The sequence below is a fragment of the Nonomuraea turcica genome, from assembly GCF_030718205.1.
Taxonomy (GTDB): Bacteria; Actinomycetota; Actinomycetes; order Streptosporangiales; family Streptosporangiaceae; genus Nonomuraea.
On record NZ_JAUZQF010000001.1, the window covers coordinates 197,681 to 217,394 of the forward strand.

A 19,714-nucleotide genomic window follows, 5' to 3' on the forward strand; every position below is an offset into this window, starting at 1 on the left:
CTTACAACCTGTCAACCTCAGTGTGCATTCACGTGCTTTCGCGCGAATTCGAGCTGCACCGCGATCTGCGCGATCCGCTCCGACACCACGAGCGAGCCGCGAATGGCGTCGTAGGTGTAGACCTCATGCTCGCGGCCGTGCTCGGCGAGCGTGGCCACGTACTTCTCGATCTGGCGGAGCGGGCAGCGCGTGTCGTTCTCGCCGGCGAGGATCAGCAGAGGGGCCTTCACCTGGTCGGCGTACGTGATCGGAGAGCTGGCGGCATACCGCTCGGGCTGCTCGTCGGGTGAGCCGCCGAGCAACGCGCGGTGGTAGGCGCGCAGGCTCTCGGCCTCGTCCTCGTACGAGGTCTGGTGGCAGGCGATCGGGACCGCCGCGATGCCGGCCGCCCACAACTCGGGTTGGGTGCCGAGGCCGAGCAACGTGAGATAGCCGCCCCACGCCGAGCCGGCCAGCACCAGACGGTCCGGGTCGGCGATGCCGCGTTCGATCACGCAGTGGCGTACGGCGGCCACGTCGGCCAGCTCGATGTGCCCCACCTCGCCGTGCAGCGCGTCGCGCCAGGCCGAGCCGTAGCCGGTCGAGCCGCGGTAGTTGACCCGCACCACGGCGAAGCCCGCGTCCACCCAGGCCGCGACGGTGGACGAGAACGCGTCGCGGTCGTGTGCCGCCGGCCCATGGTGCAGCAGGAAGACCGTGGGGTGGGGCGCGGTGCCGGTCTCCGGTTTGGAGATCAGCGCGTGGATGCGGCCGCCCTCGCCCTCGACGTCGATGTCCTCGACGGGCACACTCGGCGGCGCCGGCGGCCCACCGGGGTTGATCACGACCTGTCCGGTGCTGGAGCGGATGACCGACGGGCGGGAGGCGCTGGACCAGGAGTATTCGACGTGGCCGCCGGGCCGGGGAGCCGCCTCGTCGATCACGCCGTGCGGCGTGTCGATGAGGGTCAGGCCGCCGCCGGCCAGGTCGTAGCGGTGCAGGTAGCTGCGGGCCCGGTCCTCGCGCAGGATCAGCAGGCCGCGGCCGTCGTCGTACCACTCGGCGTCCAGGTCTCCGGAGTCCTTCAGCCAGATCTCGCGCTGTTCACCGGTCACCGGGTCCCAGACCAGGGGCTCGTGGCGCTGGCGGCGCTCGTGCAGGGCGAGCAGGCGGCGGTCGCCCACGACAGGGGCGAAGTGGAGTCCGAGCACACCCTTGCCGGGGCCGTCGTACAGCTCGCTGACGGTCTCGCCGTTGGCGCGGACGACGCGGAGCGCGGGGTGACGGAAATCGCCGTACTCACCGTGATTTATCGCTAAGAGCGAGCCGTCGAGGGACATGTCGCACACCCAGGCGGCCTCGGTGTGCTCGTAGAGCAACCGGTCCGGCTCGCCCTCGCGTACCAGGTGGATGCGGAAGGTGCTGTCACTGGCCAGGCTGATCGCCGCGACGCCGGTCGTGGACAGCGCGATGCCGCCGGGCTGGCCGGGCGGCAGGCTCGGGGCCACCGGCTCGTCGGGGCCGCCGGTGAACGGCTGGCGCCACCATCCGCCGAACTCGTCGCCGTCGGTGTCGGCGAACCAGTAGATCCACTGGCCGGTGGGGTCGATGGCGGCGTACGCGGTGCCCTTGGGCCGGTCGGTCACCTGCCGGATGGCACCCGTCACGCGATCCCAGGCGTAGACCTCCCACGTTCCCGTGGCGTTGGAGCGGTAGATGGAGCGGTTCGGAGCCTGACGCGCCCAGGAGGGCAGCGTCATGCGCGAGGCCCGGAACCTGGCCTGCCAGCGTTCCTCCGCCTTCATCCGGCGCGCCCCCTCCCATTGCTGTCCCGCGTGTCCCGGCTCGGGATGCCGTCCAGTATTGCGCCTACGCCGGGGAAATACGTCGGGAATGTGGGGGAATTTCCGTCTAAATGCCCCATCAGTAACACCAGTCGCACGTGTCCGTCAAGGAACAGGGCTTGATCGGGGTGCGGGCTCGAAGGTAGATAGGTGAAATGCCGCGTGCGTCACTACTTTCTGCCGACTTTTCGCGACTTCTGCGGCTTCCGCGTCCTTCGCGGCATTTCGGGAGACATATCCCGCGATGCGCTGCTCAAGGTCGGCCACGTCGGCGTGCCAGGCACTCGGGCCCATCCCGACCACCTGGGCGATGTCCTCGGGGCTCAGCTCCATGTCGAACTCGATCGAGCGCCGCCCGGTCTCCGCGAAGCCCTCCATGCTGCGCGCGACCCTGCGCTCCTTCTCCTCGTCCACGGAAAGCAGTCCCAACTCCTCTACCAGCGGGCTCAGATGTGTCCGCGCGGGCGTGACGACCACTACGACGCCGTCCGGCCGCAGGATCCTCCTGAACTCGGGCCCGTTCCTGGGCGCGAAAACGTCGATCACCACATCGGCCACCCCATCCCGGATGGGGAGAGGCCGCCACACGTCGGCCACAAAGGCTCCCGCCCTCGGATGCACCCGCGCCGCCCGGCGTACAGCGTGCTTCGACACATCGAACGCCATCCCGATGCCATCGCTCACGGCATTGAGCACGGTCGCCAGATAATGTCCGGTTCCCGTGCCGGCGTCGACGATCACCGGTGCGGTCCTGCCCTCCGCGCGGCGACCCTCGACGTTGTCCCGGTCAGACACAGGACCTCCTGCTGGTCCCACGCCGTAACCGGCCTCCATTCCCGCCCCACGGTACGCCTTCAGCACGCCGCCGTCATTCGTTTCGGTGGACGACTCGCGTTCTAGTGGACCGTTCTGCCCTGATGTGTGTTCCAGCACGCTTTCGGCCACGGCGGCGGCGAGCGGGGCGTAGTGCCCCGCGTCGAGGAACTCGGCCCTGGCTGCCACCATTGCCGCGCTGTCGGCGGTGCCCGGCGGTCTGGAGCCGATGAGGAGGCTGACGTATCCCTGCTTGGCCACGTCGAACGCGTGCCCGTTCGCACATCGCACCGCCTCCTCCTCCAGCCGCACGCGGGCGCGGCATACGGGGCAGATGAGATATTCGACGATGTCAGCCAGCATGTGCCCCATTCTGGTCCACCGCCACGGAGTCACCTATGGGAGCAGCCGTCCACAGACGTCAGGGATGGTTCGGATGAGCTCCGTGGGCGAACCGCACGGTGATGGACAGGCCGCCTTCGGGACGCGCGCTGGTGGTGAGGGTGGCGTGGTGGGCTTGGGTGACGGCGTTGACGATGGCGAGGCCGAGGCCGTAGCCGTCGCGGTGGCCGTGACGATGGGGCGCCAGTTTCTGGAAGGGCTGGAAGAGCCGCTGGATCTGGTTGTCGGGGATGACCGGCCCGCTGTTGCTGACCGTCAGGGCCACCTCCGTGCCGGAGGTCTGAGTGGTGATCTTTACGTGCCCGTCCGGGCGGTTGTGGCGGATGGCGTTGTCGATGAGGTTGGCGACGAGGCTTTCGATCAGTCCGGGGTCCCCGGCCGTCACTGCGGGCGTGAGGTATTCGGCGAGGTCAATGCCTGTCTCCGTGGCTTGGTCGCGGCGCGAGTCGAGCACTCCTTCGACGATCTGGGTGAGGTCGAGGGTGTCCCACCGGGTGACGCCGCGCTCGCTGGTGGCCAGAGCGAGCAGCGCTTGGAGGAGTCGCTCCTGGTGTTCGCCCAGAGCGAGGGCCTCCCGGCAGATCGAGCGCAGGGCCTCGGCGTCGGCGTCGGGGTCGGCGAGGGCGACTTCGAGGAGGGTGCGCAGGCCGGCGAGCGGGGTGCGCAGCTCGTGGGAGGCGTTGGCGACGAAGTGGCGCTGGGCGTCGAAGGAGGCTTGAAGGCGGGCGAACAGGTCGTCGAGGGTGTGGCCGAGTTCGGTCAGCTCGTCCGCAGGCTCGCCGAGGTCGAGGCGCCGGTGGAGGTTTCCGGCGGAGATGATTTTGGCGGTGGTGGTGATGGCGCGCAGCGGGTGCAGGAACCGGCCGGCGACGTACCAGCCGAGAGTCAGGGCGACGGGAATCAGTATGACCAGGGCGACGGCGGATCCGGTGAGGAGTTGGGGCAGGCTGATCCCGGGCCCTGCTTCGATGATCGTGCCGGATGAGGAGGGGCCTTTGGGCCTGGCCATGTCGATGCTGGCCAGCGGGACGTTGACGAATATGAGCACGAAGGTCCCGGCGGCGTAGATGCCCGCCGCGTAGGCGAGCGCGAGCCGCGTCTGCAGGGACCTTCTGGTGAGCGCCTGGGAGGTCATGACGGTCCGATGCGGTAGCCGCCTTCGCGGATGGTCTCGATCACGGGCGGGTCGCCGAGCTTGGCCCGCAGCCGGTGCATGGTGTGCTTGACGGCGCTGCTGAAGGGGTCGGCGGCCTCGTCCCAGACGCGTTCGAGCAGTTCCTCGGCGGAGATGACCAGGCCGGGTACGGCGAGTAGGCATTCGAGCAGGCCGAACTCCCTGGGGCTCAGCTCAAGGCGCCGACCGGCCCGGAACGCGATACGGCGGGCCGGATCGAGGGTGATGTCCCCGCATGCCAGGGTGGGCGGCAGCGGCGGGGTGGCGCGGCGGGCCAGGGCACGAACGCGCGCGACCAGTTCGGCGAACGCGAACGGCTTGGGCAGGTAGTCGTCGGCGCCGAGGCTGAGCCCGTCGACGCGGTCCTCGATCGTGCCGGAGGCGGTGAGCATCAGGACGCGGGTCTCACAGCGGCCGTGGGCGAGTCGCCGGCAGATCTCGTCCCCGTGGACGCCGGGCAGGTCGCGATCGAGGATCACCACGTCGTAGCGGGTGGCGGCCAGACGGTCGAGGGCGGCGGTTCCATCCAGGACGACGTCGACGGCCATGCCCTCGCGGCGCAACCCGGTTCCGATGGAGCGGGCGAGGACCTCGAAGTCCTCGACGACGAGGACCCTCACCGCCCCTCACCGCCAGTCATCGTGTGGCCGAATCTGCCGCCGGGTCGAGGTGCCATGCTTTGACGATGCCAGATCCCAGGTTCCAGCCCGGTCGCAGCGGCTGCGACCGGGCTGGAACCGGGTACCGCGTACAACCGTCGGCATGAGTTCATTCACGCCTCAACGATCCAATCAGCGGGCCGGGCAGGACCGTTTCCCTCAGTTGCTGCGCGCGGAGTGGACCAAGTTCCGCTCCGGGCTGGGCTGGGTGCTCCTCATGGCTTCCGTGGTGGTCACCGTGTCGCTCGGACTGCTGATCGCCGGGGGTGCCCGCAGCGCCTGCGTGACCGGGAAGGGGGAGGGCCCCTGCCCCGCACCTCTGGTGGGTCCCGATGGTACGGCGGTGAGGGACAAGTACTACTTCGTGCATCAGCCGCTCACGGGGGACGGCAGCATCACCGCCCGCGTGTCGGACATGACCGGGCAGATGCGGCTGCCGGACGTCGTGCCCGGAGTGCGCAATGTCAAAGAGGGAGTGGTGCCGTGGGCGAAGGCCGGGCTCCTCCTGAGGCAGAGCCTCAAGCAGGGCACACCGTACGCCGCCGTCATGCTCACCGGAGATCACGGCGTGCGGATGCAGTACAACTACACCCACGACGTGCCCGGCGGTCCTCACAATGGCCCGCAGTGGCTGCGGCTGACCAGGTCGGGCGACACCGTCACCGGCTACGAGTCGGACGACGGCAAGACGTGGACCGAGGTCGGCACGGTCAAGCTGACCGGGCTGCCGGAGACGGTCGAGATCGGGCTGTTCGCCACCTCACCAGGCGCCTTGTGGGACATGGCGAAAGCCTTCGCCCAGGCCACCGCCACCTTCGACCAGATCACGCTGGAGGGCGCGAACGGTTCGTGGCGCCGCGACGACGTCGGCGTCGTCATGGAGTCCGACGGCAAGACCCCGCATCATCCGGGCGGGGTCGTCGAGTCCGGTGACAAGCTCATCGTGACCGGGGGTGGTGACATCGGTCCCGCCACGGTGGAGGGCGGTCTGCGCGCTGACCTCATGCTGATCGGCGGGGCCGTGGGGCTGATCCCGGTGCTCGTGGCGGCGGTCTTGTTCTTCACCGCGGAACACCGGCGGAGGCTGATCGGGACCGGTCTGCCGGCCGAGTCGCATCCAGCGCGGCTGCTGGCGGCCAAGGCCTTGGTGGTCGGCGCGGTCGCGTTCGTGACGGGGCTGGTGACCTCGGGGGTCGTGGTCCCTGCCGGTCTGGCGATGTTGCGTGCCAATCAGAACCCGATACAGCCGATCACCTTGGGTACCGAGCTGCGTGTGATCGTCGGCTACGCGGCGCTGACCGCGGTCGCCGCCGTGCTGGCTCTGGGCCTCGCCGCGCTGGTCAAGCGGGGGATCGTCGCCATCGGGCTGGCCATCGCGCTGGTCGTCGTGCCTCACCTGCTGGCGAGCGCGGGGCTGGTGCCATGGCTGCTGATGATCACCCCTGCCGCCGGGTTCGCGATCACGCAGAGCATCCCCACGTTCGCGCATGTGGACGTGGACCAGTCACTGCTCGGGGGCTATTACCCGCTCCCGCCATGGGCGGGTTTGACCGTGACCTTCGGGTACGCCGCCCTCGCCCTCGGGGCGGCGATAGCCGTACACCGCGGGGCGGACTCAAGACAATCCCGCGAATGGCGCGGTGGCCGATGATCGTGCGGGGGCCGATGGCGTGGCGCCCGTGCGGGATGGGAGGCGGGTCAGGCGGCGGTTGCGGCTTCGAGGAGGAAGGCGGCGTTGGACGACGTGGCGCGGAGCTTGTCGACGAGGACCTGGAGTCCTTGCTGCTTCTCGAGCCCGGTGAGCATCCGCCGCAAGCGCCAGACCACCTTCCGCTCCTCCGCGTGCAGCAGGATCTCCTCCCGCCGCGTCCCCGAGCTCTCCAGGTCAACTGCGGGGAACAGCCGCCGCTCGGCCAGCTCGCGGGTGAGGTGCAGCTCCATGTTGCCCGTCCCCTTGAACTCCTCGTACAGGTTGTTGTCCATCCGCGACCCCGTGTCGACGAGCGCGGTGGCGAGGATGGTGAGGGAGCCGCCGCCTTCGACGTTGCGTGCGGCGCCGAAGAAGCGCTTGGGCGGGTAGAGAGCGCGGGCGTCGATGCCGCCGGTGAGCACGCGTCCGCCGCCGGGCGCCAGGTTGTTGTACGCCCGCCCCAGCCGGGTGAGCGAGTCGAGCAGCACCACCACGTCCCGTCCGGACTCGACGAGCCGCTTGGCCCGCTCGATGGCCAGCTCGGCGACGGTGGTGTGGTCGTGGTCGGGGTGGTCGAAGGTCGAGGAGTAGACCTCGCCCGCGATGGTGGCCCGCATCTCGGTGACCTCCTCGGGCCGCTCGCCCACGAGCACGACCATGAGGTGCACCTCGGGGTGGTTGCGGGTGATCCCGGCGGCCAGCGCCTGCAGGACCATGGTCTTGCCGGCCTTGGGCGGCGCGACGATGAGGCCGCGCTGTCCCTTGCCGATGGGGGCGAACAAGTCGATGACGCGCGTGCTGAGCGACTCGGTCTCGATGGTGAGCCGTTCGGTCGGGTGTACGGGCGTCAGGTCAGCGAACGTGGGCCGCCCGCGCCACTGCGTGTCGCCGTTGACCGACTCGACGCGGGCGAGCTTGTTGCCTGCGAAGGAGGCGACGACGTGGTCGCCCGGCCGCAGGTCGAACTGTTTGATTTTCTCGGGAAGCACGCGCACGTCACCCGGTCCCGGCAGGTGCTCGGCCCGGATGAACGCGGATTTTTCGCGTATGTCCAGGAGGCCGCTCACCTGCCGCACGGGCACGTCCGCACGCTGTTCAGGAATGGTGTGCACAGACATGGTGAAACCCCTTTGGGGGAATGCGCCGGACCCGTGAAGGCCGGCGAGTGATGAAAGGAAGCCGGACCCCGTAACGCGGGGCGAGGCTGAGATCGAAGATCAGCGGAGCTGTAGCTCAACGCTGGTTGGAACATACCACACGATCTGACCTACCAAACGCCTAGCCCTCTTGGGCTATTCCCGGGCGATTCTCGGGTCTTCGCGCACACGCACGGGACACGCCGCGTGACAATCTTCTTCTCGACACCGTACTCCGAGGAAAATTACCGCGGCCGGTGTATCGAAGGACACAGAGCCCCCATCAGCGCAGCGTCATCGTGTCAAGTGACATGCAGGACCCCTGCAACTCGGTGAGGGTTCCATAGGACCAACAGAACCTCCTTGGGGGAGCACCATCATGACCGTCAACCACTGCCCGCGGTGCCACCACGAGCTCGACGAGGGCCCGATCATGTACCGGTGCGCGAACTGCCGCCGCGCCGTCTACGCCGCCGACCTCGAGAACGAGTACGTTCCGCATCTCCACGCCGAGCCTGTCGCCGCCTAGTCTTGGCGGGTGCCGCATCAACCGATAACCGTGTCCGGCGTCGAGGTGACACCGCTCTGCGACGCCGTGGGCCCGATGGGGTCGGCGATCCGCCGCCCGCTCGCCGAGATGTTCCCCGATTCGGGGCTCCGGGACGAGCCGTGGGTCCTGCACTTCCACTGCTATCTGCTGCGTTCGGCGGCAGGCCGCCTCACTCTGGTCGACACCGGCATCGGCGGCGCCGAGTCGCCGGCGTCCAGTTGGGCGCCGGTCCCGGGAACGCTGGCCGGCGAGCTGGCCGCGGCCGGCGTCGCGCCCGCTGACATCGACACCGTCGTCCTCACCCACCTGCACAGCGACCACGCCAGCGGCGTGGTGACCGACGACGGCAGGCCGGCGTTCGAGAACGCGCGCCATGTGCTCCAGCAGGCCGAGCTGGACGCCGCGGCGGGGCCCGTGCTCGACCGGCTGCTCGCTCCGATCAAGGGCCAACTACACGTGGTGGAGGGCCGGGCCGAGGTCGCCCCCGGTGTTCACGTGCACCTCGCGGCGGGGCACACGCCCGGCCATCAGATCGTCCGGGTCGGCGACGTGGCCATGACCGGCGACCTCGTTGTCCATCCCGTGCAGCTCGACGACCCTGGCGTGCGTTACCTCTACGACGACGACCAGGAGGCGGCCGCACGCACCCGCGCCGAGGTGCTCGACGCGCTCAGGGCCGAGCGGGCGATTCTGGCCACCGCCCACTTCAGCGAGCCTTTCCTGCGTCTTTGAGCACGTCCGGGTCTGCCATAGTGCTGGTGTGAACGATTTCTGGGCCACGGTCAACCGGGTGATCGCAGGAGCGGCGGCGTACATCACTGACGAGAAGGGGCGGGTCCTGCTGGTCGACCCGAACTACCGCGAGCACTGGAACTTCCCCGGCGGCATCGTCGACGCCGGGGAGCATCCCGCGCAGGCCTGCGCCAGGGAAGTGGCCGAGGAGGTCGGGCTGAAGGTGGAGGTCGGCAGGCTGCTGACCGTGCACTGGGGTGAGCTGTCGTACATCCCCTATCCGCTGGTCAACTTCCTGTTCGACTGCGGCGAGATCGCCTCTGACACGCCCATCACCCTGCAGGCCGAGGAGCTGGACGACTACGGGTTCTTCACGGTCGAGGAGGCCGAGCGGCTGCTGCCGAGCCACGTCTACCAGCGGCTGCTGGCCGCGGCGGCCGCCCGGGAGTCCGGCGGGATGCGCTACCTATCGCCCGCTCAGGACGGGCTGGTCGGCCAGTAGCGAGGCGGGCAGGGCCACCATCGCGGTCAGGCCGCCGTACGGCGAGGGCGACAGGGTGACCTTGATGTCGTGCCGGGCCGCCAGCCTGCTGACCACGAACAAGCCGAGCCGGTCGCTCTGCGCCAGGTCGAACTCCGGCGTCGTGGTCAGCCGGTCGTTGAGCTCGTCGAGCTCAACGCGGGGCAGGCCGAGCCCTCGGTCCTCGACCTCGACCACCAGGCCGTTCGGGGTCGTCGTGCTCCGCACGTCCACCCTGGTCTGGGGCGGCGAGAACAGCGTGGCGTTCTCGACCAGCTCGGCCATCAGATGGGCCACGTCCGTGACCGCCGAGCCCAGCAGCGCGACCGGCGGCGTCTGGAGCACCTCGACCCGCTCGTACTCCTCCACCTCGGCCACCGCCGCGCGCAGCACGTCGTGGATCGGCACCGGATTGCGCCAGCCGCGACCCGGGGTCTGGCCGGACAGGATGATCAGGCTCTCGGCGTGCCGGCGCATGCGGGTCGTGAGGTGGTCCAGCTTGAACAGGTCCGCCAGGAGCTCCGGCTGCTCGGTCGCCCGTTCCATGCTGTCGAGCTGGAGCAGCTGCCGGTGCAGCAGCGACTGGTTGCGCCTGGCCAGGTTGACGAAGACCTGGCTGACGCCGTGCCGCAGCCTGGCCTGGTCCACCGCGGCCTCGACGGCCGTGGACTGCACCTGGTTGAAGGCCTCGACGATGTCGTCCACCTCGGCGCTGTGCGTCCTGACCTCCAGCGGCGCGATCTCGGCCGGCGTGGGCGCGGCCGTGTTCGTCCGCAGGCGCCTGACCAGCCCCGGCAGCCGTACCTCGGCCAGCTCGGTGGCGGCGTCTCGGAGCCCGGCCAGCTCGCGCACCAGGCGCTTGCGGAAGCGCAGCGAGAGCATGATCGAGGCGATGACGGCGACGAGGCCCACGCCACCCGCCACGCCGATCTTGACCAGCATGCCGATGGCCGTCGGGGTGACCCGCTGCGTGATGCCGGTCACGGCCGCGGCCTGGTTGCGCTCGACGGCCCGCCACAGGTTCTCGCCGTCCACGGGCCAGGTGGCGGCCGTCGCGGGCAGGCCGTTCGTGGCCGCCTGCCCCCTGATGGCGTCCTCGGCCTTCAGGAACTCCTGGTAGACGGGCGAGGCGGACAACGTCTCGTACGGCCCCCGCAGGTCGGCGTCCAGGTGCGAGAGCGCCTGCGCGAACAGCAGCCGCCTGGTCGCGGCCATCCCCGTGAACGCCTCCCGATCCCGGGGCTCCACCTGGCCCTTGGCCAGCACCACGGCGATCATCGCCCGCTCCCTGGACAGCAGGTCCTTGGCCTCGCCCAGCATGGTGATGGCCTTGGCCTGCTGGTAGAGCGTCATCTCGGGCACCAGCACCATGGCGTCGTACATGCGGAAGGACGCGTCCACGATCTGGCTGTAGCCGTCGATCACGTCGAGCGGCGCGACGCTCGCGCCGTCCACGTCCTTGCGGACCTGAGCGAGCTGGTCGAGCTTGCCGTTCAGGGTGTTGAGCTGCGCGGTCATCTCAGGCGACAGGTCGCGTACGTTCTTGACCAGGCGGCGGAACGTCGCCACGGCCCGGTCGGTCCGGCCGCGCCGCTTGGCGAGGCCGTCCGCGCCCCGCCCGCTGACCAGGACCTCCACGGAGGCCAGCCGCTCCTCCTGCAGCGCGATGTTGACCTGCTCCGACGGCGTGGCCAGGTTCGTGACCAAATCGTTGATCGCGAGCAGGCGGACACCGTCCGCGCCGGTCAGGCCCGCCGCGAACGCCCACAGCCCGACGAGGGACAGCAGCGGGACGAGCAGCAGGATGAGGAGCTTCACAGCAATGGGACGGCCACGCTTGGGGGGCATGCGACCTCCGGGTGCATGATGAGATCGCCTCGCAGATTACACCCCCCTTTGGAAGGATTTCTGTGCGTCTTCCGCGTTCTTTCTCCGGCTGGACCATCGCGGTCTTCGGATTCCTGGCCTTCGCCCTGGGGCTGCTCGGGCTGGTCTCGCCCGGCACGCAGCTGTCCATGCTGGGTTTCGAGGTGCTCGACGAACGGCCGGCCGGTGACTATACGGCGGTTTTCATGGCGGCATCGTCGATGGCGGCGGTGAACATGGGCGTCTACTACATGTTCGCGGCGTCGGCGGATTACACGCCGTTCTTCCGCTGGACCGTGCCGTTCAGGCTCGTGACGTTCACCGTCTTCACCGCGCTGGTGGTGACCGGGACGGCGCCGTCCGGGTTCTTCGGCGTCGGGTTGTGGGAGGGGCTGGGGGCGGCGGTCACGGGATTCGCGCTCTGGCGCGAGGGCAAGCTGATGCCCTCGCGCCAGGCGGCCTGATCACGGATTGTCGGAGCCGCCGGCCACGAGGCGGTCGCCGGCCCTGTGCTCGCGTTCCAGCCGCCGCTCCAGATCGCGTTTCTCGTCCTCCAACCGGGCCACTTGGTCGGAGGCCTCGGCCCTGGCACTGCGCAGCCTGCGGCGGTGCCTGGCCGTCCGGCGCGAACCCGAGCCCAGCATCCAGAGACCCAGCGCCAGGACGGCCATGGTGACCGCGCCCGCCAAGAACATCTCCAGGTGGTTGAGCTCAAAGGTGTATCCGAACAGGATGTACCTCGAGCTCTCCTCAGTGAGGACCAGGGCCACGGCGCCGCCGGCGAGCAGGACCAGGAGAAGACCCAAAAGAATCATCCAACTCACCCCTTGTCGTCAGAGCGCGGTTCTCCTTCCCCGATGGCGTCGGGGTATGCGCGATGATGACGTTCATGAGACCCGAGCCCGGACAGGTGCTCCACTTCTCCGAGGACCCGACGATCGAGCGGTTCGTCCCGCACGTGGCGCCCACGAGCGCGCTGAGCGAGGCGTACGTGTGGGCGGTCGACCATGACCGCTCCCCCGACTACTGGTTCCCGCGCGCCTGCCCGCGGGCGATGGCGTGGGTGGGGCCGCGCACCACAGAGGAGGACAAGGTCCGCATCATCGGCCCTGGCTGCGGTGAGCGTGTGCACGCCATCGAATACGGCTGGCTCGACGCTCTCAGGGACGTCAAGCTGTACGCCTACCGCCTGCTCGCCGATGACTTCGAGCCCATCGGCGACCCGCCGAGCGCCGTGGTCGCGAAGGTGCCGGTCGAGCCACTCGGCCCGCCCGAGCGCGTGGGTGACCTCTTCGAGCTGCACGAAGAGGCGGGGATTCAGTTGCGGGTGCTGCCCAACCTGTGGGCGTTCTGGCACGAGGTGATCGAGAGCACGCTGGAGTTCAGCGGGATTCGGCTGCGCAACGCTCGTCCATGAGCGCGACCAGCGTCTTCAGCGGCATCGAGGCGGGCGGGAGCTTCTCGCGGGCATGCCGGTTCGCCTCGCGCCGCAGCACCTCGTTGACCGGAGTGGGCACGCCGTGCAGGCGGCCGAGCAGGACGATCTCGCCGTTGAGGTAGTCGGCCTCGATGGAGCCGCTGGCCCTGGCCAGGCTCTGCCACGATGAGCCGCCGCCGCGGTCGACGCCCTCGATGGGGCGCATGTCCACCTGGTGGCCACGCATCTGGCGTTCGTCCTCGGGAGTGGAGTACGCGATGCCGGCCTTGTCCAGCACGTCCATGGCCTCGGCCCGGGCCCGGTCCACGACCGTCGCCATACCGTCGGGGTGGCCGACGAGGGCCTCCACGGCGTTGGCGAGGTTGCCGAGCAGCTTGCCGTGCTTCCAGCGCATCACGTCGGGGAACGCGCGGGCCACGAGGCCCCGCTTGCCGAGGTCGGTGACGATGCGCGCGGCGAGGTCGTCCACACCTTGTGGATAACGCCCGACGTGCAGCATGCCCGAGTAGGGGTAGCCGTGGGCGGCCACCACGCCGGGCTCCAGGTGCTGGGCGGGCAGCCAGACACACATGCCGTAAACGCGCGAAAACCGCCGCAGGACCATGCGCTCGTTGGCGACGCCGTTCTGGGCGCACACCACGGGCAGGTCCGTCGGCCAGTCGGCCAGCGCGGCGATCGTGTCCTGGGACTTGGTGGCCAGGATCAGCACGTCGTCGTCGCGGGCCGGCACGGGGCCGTCGGCGGCGGGGATGTCGAGGGTCTCGGTGGTCTCAGGGGTGATCAGGCGCAGGCCGTCCCGCTTCAGCGCTTCGTAGTGGGCGCCTCTCGCGATGAGGAGAACGTCGTGCCCGCCTTGGTACAGGCGGGCACCAATGGTTCCACCAACGGCTCCTGCTCCGATCACTATGTAGCGCATTGTCCGAGGATGTCATTCCTCATTTCGCAAGCGCTACTTGGGTCTGCGTCGTGACGGCGGTGCCGCGCCCACGTTCCCGCATGATCGTCTTGAGCACGCGCCAGCCGTCGCGGACGGCGTTGAGGTTGCTGGCGCCGTGGATGCGGGAGCGCTCGTGGCTGGGGACCTCGCGGATGACGAGCCCGGCCTGGGCGGCGCGGACGTTCATCAGCGTCTCGATTTCGAAACCGTCGCAATCGAGGTCAAGGGCCTCCAGGTGGCGCGCCCAGAAGGCGTTGTAGCCGTAGCAGAGGTCGGTGTAGCGGGTGCCGTAGAGCAGGTTGGTCAGCCCGGTGAGGACCTTGTTGCCGAGCGAGCGCCACGGGCTGAGGTCGTCGGAGCCGCCGCCGGGCGCGTATCTGGAGCCCTTGGCGAAGTCGGCGCCGGCGAGCAAGGTGTCGACGAAGGAGCGGATCTCACGGCCGTCCGTGGAGCCGTCAGCGTCGATCATCACGATGATGTCGCCCCTGGCGGCTTGGAAGCCCTCGATGAGCGCGTTGCCCTTGCCGCGCCGGGTCTGCACGACGACCCGCAGGTCCGGGCGCAGCCTCCGCGCCACGGCGATGGTGTCGTCGGCCGAGTTGCCGTCGACCAGGATCACCTCGTCGATCCAGTCGGGCAGCGTGGCGAAGACATGGGGAAGGTTCTCGGCCTCGTTCATCGCGGGAACGATGACACTGACGCTGGCGGCGGAAAGCTGCTTGTTCATGGAAACAAGGTCCTCCTGCACACATGCAGGCGACTTGACTCTGCCTTGCATTGGTCCTTTCTATGGAAGATCGTCGTCGACTCTCGCTTCGCCGATCCTTGAAAGGATCTCCTTCACCGTCTCCTCCGGGCTCTGTCGCGAGGTGTCCAGCCACAGGCCGATGCGCGGGGTCTCGCGGTGGAGCACCTGGTCGAGCAGGGTCACCGTCCAGCCGCCGCCGTAACCGTCCTTGGCCCGGGCCCGCTCCCGAGCCTCCACCGCGGCCGGGTCCGGAGCGAGCACGACCACGTGCAACGGGCGGGTGCGGATGAGCTTCGTGAAGCGCTCCAGGTCCGCTCCGAGGATGACGTCCTGGACGATCGGCGTGAACCCGGCCTCGGCGTACAGGTCCGCCGTGGTCGCCGCGATCCGGTAACGGAGGTGGAGTTGGCGGACCGCCTCGTCGATCGGCTCGGGGGTCATCTCGGCGCGGCCGGAGACCACCATGCGGCGGAAGGTGTCGCCGCGGACGTGGGCCGCGCGAGGCAGGCGCTCGGCCAGGGCCTGCGCCACGGTGGACTTGCCGGCGGCCGAGACGCCGGTGATGAGGACCGCGCCGTTCACGCGCCCACGAGTTTCCTGACCCGGTCGGCGCCCACGGCGAGCAGGAGTGTGGGAAGCCGTGGGCCGGTGTCGCGGCCGACGAGCAGCTTGTAGAGCAGGGCGAAGAAGGCCCGTTGGGCGGCCTTCAGCTCAGGGGTGGGGTCGGCGTCGGCGGGCAGGCCCGCCTGGAGCTTCGGCACCCCGTACACGAGCGTGGTCAGCCCGTCGAGTGACCAGTCGTCGAGGCCGTCGGCCAGCAGTCGCAGCGACTCTCGCTCGCTCGCGCCGAGCGAGTCGAGCAGCTCCTCGTCCGGCGACTCCCGCACCCGGGTGCGCTGGTCGGCGGGCAAGTGGGCGTCGACCCAGCGCTGTGCCCGGTCCAGGCGGGGGCGGGCGGCGTCGAGGTCGCCGATCCCGTCGAGGTCGCGCAGGATGCGCAGGGTCTGCTCGGCGTGGCCGGTCGTGATGTCCACGATGGAGGCCAGCGTCCGGTAGGGGACGGGGCGCGGGGTGACGGGCAGCGGGCCCTCGGCCGTGTGCACCGCGCGGTCGTAGGCGGCCAGCTCGGCGGGCTGGGCCTGGCCCGCGGCCACCTTGCGGCCCAAGGCGTCCCACTCGTCGTAGAGCCGGTGGATCTCCTGGTCGAAGGCGATCTTGAAGGACTGGGCGGGCTTGCGGCGGGCGTACAGCCAGCGCAGCACGGGCGCCTCCATGATCTCCAGGGCGTCGGCCGCGGTCGGCACGTCTCCCTTTGAGCTGCTCATTTTGGCCATGCCGATGATGCCGACGAACGCGTACATGGGGCCGATCGGCTGCTGCCCGCCGAACACCTCGGACACGATCCGGCCGCCGACGGTCCACGCCGAGCCCGGAGAGTGGTGGTCGACGCCGGACGGCTCGAAGATCACGCCCTCGTACGCCCACCGCATCGGCCAGTCGACCTTCCACACCAGCTTGCCGCGGTCGTGCTCGGCCAGCCGCACGGTCTCGCCGAAGCCGCACTCGCAGGTGTAGGCCAGCTCGGTGGTCGCATCGTCGTAGGCCGTGACGGTCGTGAGGTCGCGCCCGCACAGGTCGCAATAGGGCTTGTAGGGGAAATAGTCCTCCACCTGCTTCGACCGGTGCCGCGACAACACGGCGTCGATCGCGGCCCGCTCGCGCACCGCCAGCAGGATCTGCTCGCGGTAGGCGCCCGAGGTGTATTGCTCGGTCTGGCTGATCGTCCGGCACTGCACGCCCAGCTCCGCCATGGCCTCGATCATGGGGGCCTTGAAGTGCTCGGCCCAGTTGGCGTGTGCGCTGCCCGGCGGGGCGGGCACCGACGTCAGCGGCTTGCCGATGTGCTCGGCCCACGACGGGTCGATGCCCGCGGGCACCCTGCGGAACCGGTCGTAGTCATCCCAGGACAGCAGGTGCGTGCACGCGACCCCACGCCGCCTGATCTCGTCGGCGACGAGGTGGGGCGTCATGATCTCGCGCAGGTTGCCCAGGTGGACCGGGCCTGACGGGCTCAGGCCGGAGGCGCAGACGATCGGGGTGCCAGGCGCGCGCTTCTCCGCCTCGGAGATCACTTGGTCCGCGAACCTGGACACCCAGTCGGTCTCGCCACTCGTAGCCATCGGGCCATTCTCGCGGTTCCCGGCGGCTCAGGCCAACGTATTCGCAAAGCTCACGGCAGCGTGCGCGCGTACGGGTCCCACTCCGCGGGAAGCGGCTCCGGCGCGGTCAGGCTCGAGGCGATCGGGCGGAACTCCGATCGTTCGCCGGAATCGGCGATGGCGACCATGAGCTCCAGCACGTGGTACGCCAGCTCACCGGACGCCCGATGCGCCGTGCCCGCGCGGATCGACCTGGCCATGTCCAGGACGCCGATGCCGCGCCCGGCCGTGGTGCCGGACAGCGGCAGCTCCCGCCAGTCGGTGTCGTGCAGGCCGCGGGCCAGCAGCGGCCCCTCGAAGGTGTTCGGGTCGGGGAGCGACAGCGCGCCCTCGGTGCCGATGATCTCGATCATCCTGCGGTTGACGGCCGAGTCGAAGCTGAACGTGGCCGCCGCCGTGGCCGTGCCCGGGAAGTCGAGCAGGGCGTTGACGTGGGTCGGCACGTCCACCGGGAAGATCTTCCCTGCCTTCGGCCCCGAGCCGACGACCCGCTGGTCACGGGCCCTGCGGCTGTCCGCCGCCACTCGGGCGACGGGGCCGAGCAGGGACACCAGGGCGGTCAGGTAGTAGGGGCCGAGGTCGAACAGCGGCCCGCCGCCGGGCTGGTAGAAGAACTCGGGGTTGGGATGCCAGGACTCCGGGCCGAGGCTCTGCGTGGCCGCCGTGACGGCGACCGGCTCGCCGATAACGCCCGAGCGCAGGGCGTGCACCGTGGACTGGAGCCCGGCGCCGAGGAAGGTGTCGGGGGCGCCGCCGACCCGCAGGCCGAGGTTGGCGGCCTCGGCCATGATCTTCGTTCCGTCGTCGGTGTTCATGGCGAAGGGCTTCTCGCCGTACACGTGCTTGCCCGCGCGCAGCGACTCCAGCGCGACGGCCGCGTGCGCGGACGGGATGGTGAGGTTGACGACGATCTCGACCTCGGGCACGGCGAGCACCGTCCCGAGGTGGCCCGACACGGGGACGTCGTACTCCCGCGCGACCTCGGCGGCACGCTCGGCGTCGAGGTCCCCGACGCCGAGCACGCGCACGTCGGGGAAGGCGGTGAGGTTGCGGAGGTACTGGCCACTGATGTTTCCGGCGCCGACCAGGGCGACGCCGACGGGGCCATGACTCAAGAGCCCTCCAAGGAGGTGAGATAGGCGTGACTGTCCGCGAGAGCGGCGAAGATGTCGGTCGCGCACTCGTCGAGCTCGACGATGCGCCAGGCAGCGGGCGCGGCGGCCAGGATGCCGGGCACGGGCATGACGCCCTGGCCCACCGCGACGTGCGGCTCGCCCTTGACCACCGGCCCGTCCTTGACGTGCAGCGCCAGCGTGCGCTCGGCCAGGCGGCCGAGCAGGGCGGGCACGTCGGCGCCGCCCACGGCCGCCCAGTAGGTGTCGATCTCCAGGAAGACCTCGGGGGCGAGCAGGTCGGCCAGCACCTCGATGGCGTGCCGGCCCTCGACCCGCGGCTCGATCTCCCACCAGTGGTTGTGGTAGCCGATCCGCATGCCGTGCCCCGCCGCCTGCTCGGCCAGGCCGTTCAGCAGGTCGGCGGTGCGCTGGAGGCCGTCGCGGGTGGTGAACTCCTCCTCGGCGATGCCGCCGGGGAGGATCACCAGGTCGGTGCCGACCGTGGCGATGGCGTCGAAGACCTTCGCGGGCTCCTGGCTGAGCAGCGCGTACGCGTGCGTGCTCGACACGCTCAGCCCCAGGTCGTCGGCCACCTGGCGGAAGCCCTTGGGGTCGGCCGTCGGGTCGTAGGGCTCCACCGCCTGGTAGCCGAGCTCCGCGATGCGCCGTAAGACGGCGTCGCGGTCGGCGGCCATCGCCTCCCTGACCGTGTAGAGCTGGACGCTGATGGGTTTGCTCATCCACGTACCCCCATGAGGTGCTCGAGCGCGAGCTGGTTGAGCCGGGTGAAGTGGAAGCCGCGCAGGGCCGCCGCCTCGACGTCGAAGTCGTCCTTGGCCAGGTCCTGCCAGGTCTCACCCGCGGCCAGCGTGGGCTGGGCCAGCTCGTCCACGCGCGAGGCGCGGATGGCCTCCTGGACCTCGGGGTCCTGGCGGAACTTGGCGGCCTTGTCCTTGAGGATCAGGTAGGTGCGCATGTTCGCGGCGGCCGAGACCCACACGTCCTCGGGGTCGTCGGTACGCAGCGGCTTGTAGTCGAAGACCAGCGGGCCGTCGTAACCGTGCGACTCCAGCAGGTCCACCAGGAAGAACGCGCTCTTCAGATCGCCGTGCCCGAAGATCAGGTCCTGGTCGTACTTCGGGCCGTGCTGGCCGTTGAGGTCGATGTGGAAGAGCTTGCCGCGCCACAGGGCCTGGGCGATGCCGTGCACGAAGTTGAGCCCGGCCATCTGCTCGTGGCCGACCTCGGGGTTCACGCCCACCATCTCGGGGTGCTCCAGCTCGTTGATCAGGGCCAGGGCGTGGCCGATCGTGGGCAGGAGGATGTCGCCGCGGGGCTCGTTCGGCTTGGGCTCGATGGCGAAGCGGATGTCATAGCCCTTGTCGATGACGTACTGGCAGATGAGGTCCAGGCCCTCCTTGTAGCGGTCCATGGCGGCCTTGACGTCCTTGGCGGCGTCGGACTCGGCGCCCTCGCGCCCGCCCCAGCACACGTACGTCCGCGCGCCGAGCGAGGCGGCCAGGTCGAGGTTGCGCATGACCTTGCGCAGGGCGTAGCGGCGCACGTCGCGGTCGTTGCTGGTGAAGGCGCCGTCCTTGAACACCGGGTGGGTGAACAGGTTCGTGGTGGCCGCGGGGACCTTCATGCCGGTCTCGTCCAGGGCCTTCCTGAAGGCGGCGATGGCCTTGTCCCGGTCGGGCTCGACGGCGAGCAGGTCGTCGTCGTGGAAGCTGACGCCGTAGGCGCCCAGCTCGGCCAGGCGGTGCACGGTCTCCACCGGGTCGAGCGCGGGGCGGGAGGCGTCGCCGAACGGGTCGCGCGCCTGCCAGCCCACGGTCCACAGGCCGAAGGAGAAGCGGTCGTCCGGGGTCGGGGTGAATGCGGTCATTCGC

Annotated in this window: 20 protein-coding genes; 6 read left to right on the forward strand and 14 right to left on the reverse strand. The window is 69.8% G+C overall.

Annotation, left to right across the window (positions count from 1 at the left end; all coding sequences use genetic code 11):
* Positions 1-17: 17 nt before the first annotated feature.
* From Q9G87_RS00955 to Q9G87_RS00970, 4 genes are all read right to left on the reverse strand, one after another.
* A complete protein-coding gene (locus tag Q9G87_RS00955) occupies positions 18-1,784 on the reverse strand; it encodes a S9 family peptidase (RefSeq protein WP_305914218.1) in 1,767 nt (588 codons plus the stop codon).
* A gap of 144 nt (positions 1,785-1,928) precedes the next feature.
* Positions 1,929-2,999 (reverse strand): putative RNA methyltransferase, encoded by a 1,071-nt coding sequence (locus Q9G87_RS00960; RefSeq protein WP_305914219.1) that lies wholly within the window; start codon positions 2,997-2,999, stop codon positions 1,929-1,931.
* Between the two features lie 58 nt (positions 3,000-3,057).
* A complete protein-coding gene (locus Q9G87_RS00965; RefSeq protein ID WP_305914220.1) occupies positions 3,058-4,173 on the reverse strand; it encodes a sensor histidine kinase in 1,116 nt (371 codons plus the stop codon).
* Positions 4,170-4,832: a response regulator transcription factor gene (locus Q9G87_RS00970; protein WP_305914221.1), complete on the reverse strand. Its 663-nt coding sequence runs from the start codon at positions 4,830-4,832 to the stop codon at positions 4,170-4,172. Before Q9G87_RS00970 ends, Q9G87_RS00965 begins: the two co-directional genes overlap by 4 nt.
* A gap of 142 nt (positions 4,833-4,974) precedes the next feature.
* On the opposite strand from Q9G87_RS00970, the gene Q9G87_RS00975 reads away from it, so the two are divergent.
* Positions 4,975-6,522 carry a DUF1349 domain-containing protein gene (locus tag Q9G87_RS00975; protein WP_305914222.1) on the forward strand — a complete coding sequence of 516 codons (1,548 nt, stop codon included), beginning with the start codon at positions 4,975-4,977 and terminating at the stop codon, positions 6,520-6,522.
* A 47-nt stretch (positions 6,523-6,569) separates the two neighbouring features.
* On the opposite strand, the gene rho is transcribed toward Q9G87_RS00975, so the two are convergent.
* Positions 6,570-7,679: a transcription termination factor Rho gene (gene rho, locus Q9G87_RS00980; protein ID WP_371825709.1), complete on the reverse strand. Its 1,110-nt coding sequence runs from the start codon at positions 7,677-7,679 to the stop codon at positions 6,570-6,572.
* Positions 7,680-8,076: 397 nt separating this feature from the next.
* Between rho and Q9G87_RS00985 the strand changes: the two genes are divergently transcribed.
* The 3 genes from Q9G87_RS00985 to Q9G87_RS00995 are packed head-to-tail and all read left to right on the forward strand — an operon-like array spanning position 8,077 to position 9,481.
* A complete protein-coding gene (locus Q9G87_RS00985; RefSeq protein ID WP_305914223.1) occupies positions 8,077-8,226 on the forward strand; it encodes a hypothetical protein in 150 nt (49 codons plus the stop codon).
* Positions 8,227-8,235: 9 nt separating this feature from the next.
* Positions 8,236-8,979, forward strand: a complete 744-nt coding sequence (locus Q9G87_RS00990; protein WP_305914224.1) for an MBL fold metallo-hydrolase — start codon at positions 8,236-8,238, stop codon at positions 8,977-8,979.
* Between the two features lie 28 nt (positions 8,980-9,007).
* Entirely contained in the window at positions 9,008-9,481 is a 474-nt protein-coding gene (locus Q9G87_RS00995) for an NUDIX domain-containing protein (RefSeq protein WP_305914225.1), read from the forward strand.
* Here Q9G87_RS00995 and Q9G87_RS01000 read toward each other — a convergent pair.
* Positions 9,446-11,347 carry a sensor histidine kinase gene (locus Q9G87_RS01000; RefSeq protein WP_305914226.1) on the reverse strand — a complete coding sequence of 634 codons (1,902 nt, stop codon included), beginning with the start codon at positions 11,345-11,347 and terminating at the stop codon, positions 9,446-9,448. The genes Q9G87_RS00995 and Q9G87_RS01000 overlap by 36 nt on opposite strands.
* A 62-nt stretch (positions 11,348-11,409) precedes the next feature.
* Here Q9G87_RS01000 and Q9G87_RS01005 point away from each other — a divergent pair, with 62 nt between their 5' ends.
* Positions 11,410-11,829, forward strand: coding sequence for a hypothetical protein (locus tag Q9G87_RS01005; protein WP_305914227.1), 420 nt, complete (start codon positions 11,410-11,412; stop codon positions 11,827-11,829).
* On the opposite strand, the gene Q9G87_RS01010 is transcribed toward Q9G87_RS01005, so the two are convergent.
* Complete coding sequence (locus Q9G87_RS01010) at positions 11,830-12,180, reverse strand: hypothetical protein (protein WP_305914228.1); 351 nt, start codon at positions 12,178-12,180, stop codon at positions 11,830-11,832.
* Between the two features lie 74 nt (positions 12,181-12,254).
* On the opposite strand from Q9G87_RS01010, the gene Q9G87_RS01015 reads away from it, so the two are divergent.
* On the forward strand, positions 12,255-12,782 hold the full coding sequence (locus Q9G87_RS01015) for a DUF6886 family protein (protein ID WP_305914229.1): 528 nt from the start codon (positions 12,255-12,257) through the stop codon (positions 12,780-12,782).
* Here Q9G87_RS01015 and Q9G87_RS01020 read toward each other — a convergent pair.
* The 7 genes from Q9G87_RS01020 to xylA are packed head-to-tail and all read right to left on the reverse strand — an operon-like array spanning position 12,748 to position 19,710.
* Complete coding sequence (locus Q9G87_RS01020; RefSeq protein ID WP_305914230.1) at positions 12,748-13,719, reverse strand: ketopantoate reductase family protein; 972 nt, start codon at positions 13,717-13,719, stop codon at positions 12,748-12,750. The two genes, Q9G87_RS01015 and Q9G87_RS01020, sit on opposite strands and share 35 nt — an antisense overlap.
* 19 nt (positions 13,720-13,738) lie before the next feature.
* Entirely contained in the window at positions 13,739-14,467 is a 729-nt protein-coding gene (locus tag Q9G87_RS01025) for a glycosyltransferase family 2 protein (protein ID WP_305914231.1), read from the reverse strand.
* Between the two features lie 60 nt (positions 14,468-14,527).
* Positions 14,528-15,070 (reverse strand): AAA family ATPase, encoded by a 543-nt coding sequence (locus tag Q9G87_RS01030; protein WP_305914232.1) that lies wholly within the window; start codon positions 15,068-15,070, stop codon positions 14,528-14,530.
* Positions 15,067-16,668, reverse strand: coding sequence for a lysine--tRNA ligase (lysS, locus tag Q9G87_RS01035; RefSeq protein WP_305914233.1), 1,602 nt, complete (start codon positions 16,666-16,668; stop codon positions 15,067-15,069). Before lysS ends, Q9G87_RS01030 begins: the two co-directional genes overlap by 4 nt.
* A gap of 50 nt (positions 16,669-16,718) precedes the next feature.
* Positions 16,719-17,822 (reverse strand): Gfo/Idh/MocA family protein, encoded by a 1,104-nt coding sequence (locus Q9G87_RS01040; protein WP_305914234.1) that lies wholly within the window; start codon positions 17,820-17,822, stop codon positions 16,719-16,721.
* Positions 17,819-18,562: a sugar phosphate isomerase/epimerase family protein gene (locus Q9G87_RS01045; protein ID WP_305914235.1), complete on the reverse strand. Its 744-nt coding sequence runs from the start codon at positions 18,560-18,562 to the stop codon at positions 17,819-17,821. The genes Q9G87_RS01040 and Q9G87_RS01045 overlap by 4 nt, the downstream gene beginning before the upstream one ends.
* Positions 18,559-19,710, reverse strand: coding sequence for a xylose isomerase (xylA, locus tag Q9G87_RS01050; protein ID WP_305914236.1), 1,152 nt, complete (start codon positions 19,708-19,710; stop codon positions 18,559-18,561). Before xylA ends, Q9G87_RS01045 begins: the two co-directional genes overlap by 4 nt.
* Positions 19,711-19,714: the final 4 nt, after the last annotated feature.

Bases quoted from the DNA above. Each gene is read 5' to 3' on its own strand.
- Q9G87_RS00955 (WP_305914218.1), bottom strand. From the start codon at position 1,784: ATGAAGGCGGAGGAACGCTGGCAGGCCAGGTTCCGGGCCTCGCGCATG.
- Q9G87_RS00960 (WP_305914219.1), bottom strand. From the start codon at position 2,999: ATGCTGGCTGACATCGTCGAATATCTCATCTGCCCCGTATGCCGCGCC.
- Q9G87_RS00965 (WP_305914220.1), bottom strand. From the start codon at position 4,173: ATGACCTCCCAGGCGCTCACCAGAAGGTCCCTGCAGACGCGGCTCGCG.
- Q9G87_RS00975 (WP_305914222.1), top strand. From the start codon at position 4,975: ATGAGTTCATTCACGCCTCAACGATCCAATCAGCGGGCCGGGCAGGAC.
- rho (WP_371825709.1), bottom strand. From the start codon at position 7,679: ATGTCTGTGCACACCATTCCTGAACAGCGTGCGGACGTGCCCGTGCGG.
- Q9G87_RS00985 (WP_305914223.1), top strand. From the start codon at position 8,077: ATGACCGTCAACCACTGCCCGCGGTGCCACCACGAGCTCGACGAGGGC.
- Q9G87_RS01000 (WP_305914226.1), bottom strand. From the start codon at position 11,347: ATGCCCCCCAAGCGTGGCCGTCCCATTGCTGTGAAGCTCCTCATCCTG.
- Q9G87_RS01010 (WP_305914228.1), bottom strand. From the start codon at position 12,180: ATGATTCTTTTGGGTCTTCTCCTGGTCCTGCTCGCCGGCGGCGCCGTG.
- Q9G87_RS01015 (WP_305914229.1), top strand. From the start codon at position 12,255: ATGAGACCCGAGCCCGGACAGGTGCTCCACTTCTCCGAGGACCCGACG.
- Q9G87_RS01020 (WP_305914230.1), bottom strand. From the start codon at position 13,719: ATGCGCTACATAGTGATCGGAGCAGGAGCCGTTGGTGGAACCATTGGT.
- Q9G87_RS01025 (WP_305914231.1), bottom strand. From the start codon at position 14,467: ATGAACAAGCAGCTTTCCGCCGCCAGCGTCAGTGTCATCGTTCCCGCG.
- lysS (WP_305914233.1), bottom strand. From the start codon at position 16,668: ATGGCTACGAGTGGCGAGACCGACTGGGTGTCCAGGTTCGCGGACCAA.
- Q9G87_RS01045 (WP_305914235.1), bottom strand. From the start codon at position 18,562: ATGAGCAAACCCATCAGCGTCCAGCTCTACACGGTCAGGGAGGCGATG.
- xylA (WP_305914236.1), bottom strand. From the start codon at position 19,710: ATGACCGCATTCACCCCGACCCCGGACGACCGCTTCTCCTTCGGCCTG.